This is a genomic window from Streptomyces silaceus (genome assembly GCF_001419745.1).
Taxonomy (GTDB): domain Bacteria; phylum Actinomycetota; class Actinomycetes; order Streptomycetales; family Streptomycetaceae; genus Streptomyces; species Streptomyces silaceus.
The window spans coordinates 1-5,767 of the sequence record NZ_LIRJ01000541.1; the positions used below are offsets into that span (position 1 = coordinate 1).

General features: G+C 73.7%; 6 protein-coding genes. 1 reads left to right on the forward strand and 5 read right to left on the reverse strand.

Annotated elements, in window-relative coordinates; all coding sequences use genetic code 11:
* Positions 1-1,031: glycoside hydrolase family 26 protein (locus AOK22_RS36220; protein ID WP_055702926.1), on the forward strand; the 1,031-nt coding region annotated here is incomplete at its 5' end.
* Between the two features lie 30 nt (positions 1,032-1,061).
* On the opposite strand, the gene AOK22_RS36225 is transcribed toward AOK22_RS36220, so the two are convergent.
* The 5 genes from AOK22_RS36225 to AOK22_RS36245 form a co-directional block, all read right to left on the reverse strand.
* Complete coding sequence (locus AOK22_RS36225) at positions 1,062-2,183, reverse strand: GNAT family N-acetyltransferase (RefSeq protein WP_055702927.1); 1,122 nt, start codon at positions 2,181-2,183, stop codon at positions 1,062-1,064.
* Positions 2,180-2,830: a YveK family protein gene (locus tag AOK22_RS36230; RefSeq protein WP_055702928.1), complete on the reverse strand. Its 651-nt coding sequence runs from the start codon at positions 2,828-2,830 to the stop codon at positions 2,180-2,182. The genes AOK22_RS36225 and AOK22_RS36230 overlap by 4 nt, the downstream gene beginning before the upstream one ends.
* Positions 2,827-3,972: a glycosyltransferase gene (locus AOK22_RS36235; RefSeq protein ID WP_055702929.1), complete on the reverse strand. Its 1,146-nt coding sequence runs from the start codon at positions 3,970-3,972 to the stop codon at positions 2,827-2,829. Before AOK22_RS36235 ends, AOK22_RS36230 begins: the two co-directional genes overlap by 4 nt.
* Positions 3,969-4,670 (reverse strand): polysaccharide deacetylase family protein, encoded by a 702-nt coding sequence (locus tag AOK22_RS36240; protein WP_055702931.1) that lies wholly within the window; start codon positions 4,668-4,670, stop codon positions 3,969-3,971. Before AOK22_RS36240 ends, AOK22_RS36235 begins: the two co-directional genes overlap by 4 nt.
* 76 nt (positions 4,671-4,746) lie before the next feature.
* Positions 4,747-5,767: lipid II flippase MurJ (locus tag AOK22_RS36245; protein WP_279617109.1), on the reverse strand; the 1,021-nt coding region annotated here is incomplete at its 5' end.

A 5,767-nucleotide genomic window follows, 5' to 3' on the forward strand; every position in this document is an offset into this window, starting at 1 on the left:
AGCCGTCGCCCTCGGCGAGCGCCACGGCCGCGGAGAAGGCGCCCGCCTTCGGCGCGTACCTCGACTACGGGCCGCGCGGGGTCAAGCGGATCAGCGAGCTGAGCAGGTGGCTCGGGGGCACCGAGCTGCGGGTCGGCCACACCTACCTGCCCGGCGACCGCTGGACCAACATCGAGGGCTCCCCGGACTTCCTGGAGGACTGGGCGGACTGGCGCAAGGAGAAGGACGACCGGCTCTTCGTCCTCAACGTGCCGATGCTGGAGCGCAACGAGGACGGCGTCGGCGACCTCGAGGTCGGCCGGCTGCTGCGGCAGGGGGCCGCCGGCGACTTCGACGAGCACTTCCGCACCCTCGCCCAGCGCCTCGTCGACCTCGGCGTGCCCGACACCGTGATCGTGCTGGGCTGGGAGATGAACGGCACGACCTACACGCATCGCTGCGCCCCGGACCCGGAGTCCTGGAAGAAGTACTGGAACAGGATCGTCACCACGATGCGCTCCGTAACGGGACAGAAGTTCAAGTTCGACTTCACGCCCAGCAGGGGGCGTGACGCCATTCCGTGGACCCAGTGCTATCCGGGCGACGAGGTCGTCGACATCGTCGGCATGGACTCGTACGACCAGCCGCGCGGAATGTCGTTCGACGAACAGATCGACGAACCGTACGGACTCCAGGAACACGTCGATTTCGCGGCGGCCCACAAGAAACCCATCTCGTACCCGGAATGGGGTCTGTTCCGCAACGGCGACAACGAGGAGTACATGCGCCGGATGCTGGAGTGGATGGACGAGAAGAAGCCGCTGTACAACACGGTCACCGACTACTGCCCGCACGGCGTGTGGCAGTGCAAGGAGAACCCCGACGCCGCCGAGGTCTACCGTGAGCTGCTCTCCGGCCGCGACGAGACCCCGACCGAGCCCGTGAAGCCTCCCACCTGCTCGCCGCTGGACCTCGGCGACTGGGTCGAGTACTGGCTGGGCGGCAAGCTGTGCCTGCGGTTCGACTGGTGGAAGGGGGAGCGCCGCTCCTGAGCGCCCACCGGTCCGCGGTGGCGGAAGCCCTCACGGGGAGGCTCCGCCACCGCGGCGCTCGGCGCGCCGGCGCAGCCGCTCCTTGGCCCACCGGCGGCCCGACGCCTCCAGGAGCGCGGCGGACACCAGCGGGGCCGTGCGCCTGCGGGCCAGCAGGAAGCGCTGGTTGGCGACCGGCTCGGGACGCCAGTGGTGCTTGTACGGCTCGGTGCCGCGCAGCAGGCTCAGCGCCCGCGGATGCTCGCCCCCGGTGTGGCGGGTGCACGCGTCCAGCAGCATCGTCGCCACATCGACCTTGCGTTCCCGCAACTGCGGGTGCGCGCCGTAGAGATAGCCGCCCGCCAGCGTGCCGGACAGGAGGGTCAGATCCGCGGCCATCACCTCGCCGTCCAGGCGGAACTCCGTCACCACCGCCTCGCCCGCGGCGACCATCGGACGCATCGACCGCAGCAGGTGCTCACGGAAGCGCGGCCGCAGGTGCTCCTCGGTGACCTTGCGCCCCTGCCACTGCAGTTCGTGCAGGCGCAGCAGCGTCCGCACCGACGCCTCGACCTCGTCGACGGGCACGATCCGGCTCTCCACGCCCAGCGCGTCCAGCTTGCGCATCTTGGCCCGCGTGCGCTGCGCGCGCGGCGTCGGCAGGCGCTTGAGCAGCGCCTCCATCGGCAGCGCGGGAAGCTCCAGGCAGTCCGAGTCCGCCAGCCTGCGCTTGGGGCCGGGCCACCGCTCGTAGAGGCTCTCCACGCACGCGCCCGGCCGCACCTCGCCGAGGTCGATCAGCGCGGTCCTCGCCAGCTCGCGCAGCCCGGCCAGGAGCGCCTGCGTCCCGGCCTCGCGGGCCGAGCCGTCCAGGAGCACGTCCGTGAAGTCGGAGATCGCGCCGCCCAGCGGCTTCAGCGCAGGAAGCGGGGTGTTGACCCGCATCAGCGGCGCCGCGGCGATCAGCAGGTCGCCGTCGCGGACCAGCACCACCCGCAGCCCGCCGCGACGGCCGTACGACCGCCACCAGGAGGAGAGCCAGGCGTGGCTCTGGAAGGGCGTCGCCGCCTCGCACGCCCGGTACAGACGGCCCCACTGCTGTGCCAGGGCGTCGAACTCGGCCTCGTCCACGCAGAGTTCGGCTCTGAGGCCGGGGTTCGCCGCCCCGCTCACGGGGCGCTCCCCACCAGGGCGGACGCCGGTCCGGGCACGGACGCCCCCGGCGCGGTCTCCTCCTGCGTCCGCGCGCGCGGACGGACCAGCAGCGCGAGACCGCCGAGCAGACCGCCGGCGCACCCGCCGACCAGGACCGTCACCCCGGTGGAGAGCGAGGACGGCGCGGTGGGCTTCAGCGCGCGGGAGAACGGCAGCAGGGTGACCTGGGTGCTCTGCTTGGAGTGGTTGGCGCTCGTGGCCAGCGACCGGGCCACCGCGTTGGCGGTGATGACCGCGGTCGACGGCTTGTCGGTGGACGCCGAGACCGCGATCATCGGCGCGTCGGGCGAGGTGGCCACCTGCACGTGGTCCTGCAGCTCGGTGGCCGACATGCCGGCCGCGACCTGCGCGTCGCCCAGCACGGCGAGCTGCGTGGCCACCCGGCCGTACGCCTGGGCGAACCCCAGCGCGGTCGCCGGGTCGGCCTTCTCCTGCGGGACGGCCACGACGTAGCTCGTCGCCGTGTACTGCGGCGTCTGCAGGGCGCCGTACCCGGCACCGGCCAGGGCGCCGAGGGCCGCGCAGGCGGGCAGGGGCCACCAGCGGGGCAGCCGCGCGAGGCGGGCGCGCAGGGAGCCGGTGCGCGGGTGCTTGGTGTCGCTCATCGAGGGGTCACCTCCGGGGTCGGGCCGAGGGCAACGGAGGCGTAGACGCCCATCAGTTGCTCGGCGCTGCGGGTGATGCTGTAGTGCCGCACCGAGGCCGGCGCCGTGCGGTGCGGCGGGACGTCGCCGCGCAGGTCGTAGAGGACCTGCGCGAAGGAGTCCGGATCGCTGGAGCAGTACGAGGCGTTGGTCCGCTGTTCGGCGCCGAGGCCCTCGACGGCGGGGCACGACGCGTACAGCACGCGCAGCCCGCTGGCCAGGCCCTCCACGAGCGCCAGACCGAAGGCCTCCTCGGGGGAGGGGGAGCCGAGGACGTCCATGGCGGACAGCAGCGAGGGCAGGTCCGGTGCGTCCTGCGCCGCGCCGTCCTCCTCGTGCGTGGACTCGCCGACGAACCGCACCCGGTCGGCGAGCCCGAGGCGCTGGGCGAGAGCGCGCAGCTCCGGCTCCTCGGGGCCGCCGCCCACCAGCAGGACGACGACGTCCCGGGGCAGCTGGGCCGCCGCCCGCAGCAGGACGTCGAACCGCTTGCCGGGGACCAGCCGTCCCACGCCCCCGACGACGAACGCCTCCTCGGGCAGCCCCAGTTGCGCGCGCGTGCGGGCGCGGGCGGCCGGGTCGAAGCGGAAGCGGTCGGCCTCGATGCCGTTCGGCACCACCCGGATCCGTTGGTGCGGCACGCCCCACCGGTGCAGCCGGGCGCCGACGGCGGGGGAGACCGCGACGGTCATGCGCCCCAGCCGCTCCCCGGCCAGATACAGCCCGCGCACCCCGGCGTTCAGCGGCCGGCCCTCCATCTGCGAGTCGCCCAGGGAGTGTTCGGTGGCGACCACCGCGCGCACCCCCGCCATCCGGGCCGCGAGGCGCCCGTACAGGCAGGCGCGATAGAGATGGGTGTGCACGACGTCGTATCGGCCCGCCCGGATGAGGCGGGTCAGCCTCGGCAGCGCGGCCAGGTCGCGGTTGCCCGCCATCCCGAGGTCGGTCACGCGGGTGCCGTCGGCCCTGATGCCCTCCGCCACGGCGCCGGCGTTGGTCAGCGTGACCACGTCGCAGTCCGCCGGCAGGTGGCGCAGCAGGACCCGCAGCTGCTGTTCGGCTCCGCCCACGCCGAGCCCCGTGATGACGTGCAGCACCCTCACCGGGTCACCGCCGAGCGGGCCAGGGTGCGGCGCCTGAGCCGGTTCGCGCTCATCTTCACGCGCAGGCGCAGGTTCGTGTCCCCCTGGCCGATGTGCACGCGCGGCAGGGCGTACGGTCCGGCGAGTGGGCCCGGCCAGATGGCGCAGGCGTACCCGTACCCGGTCTCGCGCACCGCGGAGGCCACGCGCTCGTCCACGTGGCCGTAGGGGTAGCAGAACCCCCGCACCTCGCTGCCCGTCAGATCGCTCAGCGCCGCCCGGCTGTCGCCGACCTCGCGGCGCAGCAGCCCGTCGTCGACCGTGGTCAGGTCGACGTGGGTCAGGCCGTGCGAGGCGACCTCCATGCCGCACTCGGCCACGTGCCGGATGCCCTCGGCGTCCAGCAGCGGCTTGCGCGGGCCGAGCGGGTCCCAGGCGTTGTCCCCGTCCAGGCGGCCCGGCAGGACGAACACGGTGGCGGTGCAGTCGTGCTGCTGGAGCAGCGGCAGCGCGTGGTCGATGAAGTCGCGGTAGCCGTCGTCGAAGGTGAGGCCCACCAGGTTGTGCTCCCGGCCCCGCGCGCAGGCCTCCAGGAGCTGCTCCATCGAGACGCCGCGCAGCCCCCGGCGTCGCATCCACCTCAGCTGCGCGGCCAGGCGGTCGGGCGCGACGGTGATCTCGTACGGATCGTCGGAGGGGTCGTCGACCGAGTGGTACATCGCCACCCAGGCCGGGCTGCGGGGCGGCCGCGGGCGCAGGAACACGTCCGCGTCGGACGGGGCGGGCGGGGAGCAGTCAACTGGCATGACGCAGCTTTCTGGTGACGGAGCGAAGGGCGGAGACCCATGGCTGCGCGCCCAGGAGCAAGCCCAGGAGCACGAAGGAGACGGTCACCACCAGGAAGCAGGCGGGTACGGCCAGGATCGGCTCGGCCACCCGCCGTACGCACACGGCGCCGAGCACCGCGGAGACGCCGGCGGCGAGCGCCAGGCGGGCCAGCTGGCCCATGACGGCCCGCGTCCTGACCGGGACGGTGCGCGGGCCGAGTCCGCGCAGCAGGAGGAGCGCGGTGGCGCAGATGCCGACCGCGTTCGCCCCGGCGATGCCGTACACGCCCCAGGTGCCGACGGTCAGGAAGCCGATGCCCGCGGTGGTGACGACACCGATGACCATCGCGAAGAGCGGGACCCAGGTGGTCTGCGCGACCGAGAAGTGCGCCCGCGCGAGCGCGCCGACCATGGTGTGTCCCAGCAGGCCCAGTGCGTACACGCGCATGACCGCGGCCGTGGCGGCGGTGTCCTGCGCGTCGAAGGCGCCGCGCTGGAAGAGGAGTTCGATGAGCGGAGGCGCGCTCGCGATGACCGCCGCCGTGCCGAGCAGCACGATGCAGCCCGCCAGGACGAGGTCGCGCTCGACGCGGTCCCGGGCGCGCTCGACCTCGCCGCGGGCCAGGGCCTGCGCGACCACGGGGAAGGTGACGGTGCACAGCATGAGGGAGAGGACCATCGGCATCTGCGCGACCTTCTGCGCGTAGTTGAGATGCGAGATGGCGCCGGCGGGCAGCGACGAGGCGAGGAACCGTTCGATGAGGACCTGCGACTGGCGGCACAGCGCGAACAGCAGGACCGTCCAGATGATCGCCGTCTGCAGGGTCCTGGCCGATGACGGCTCCCCGGCGAGCGCGGCGCCCGGGCCCGGCCGGTAGCGGTGGCGCAGCTGCCGCCACAGCGACGGTGCCTGCACCACGACCATGAGGGCGCCGCCGACGGCCACACCGGCCGCGGCGGCCCGCACGCCGAGCGGCACCGCGAGCACG

Excerpts from the sequence above, each read along its gene's own strand:
- AOK22_RS36230 (WP_055702928.1), bottom strand. The coding sequence starts at position 2,830 with ATGAGCGACACCAAGCACCCGCGCACCGGCTCCCTGCGCGCCCGCCTC.
- AOK22_RS36240 (WP_055702931.1), bottom strand. The coding sequence starts at position 4,670 with ATGTACCACTCGGTCGACGACCCCTCCGACGATCCGTACGAGATCACC.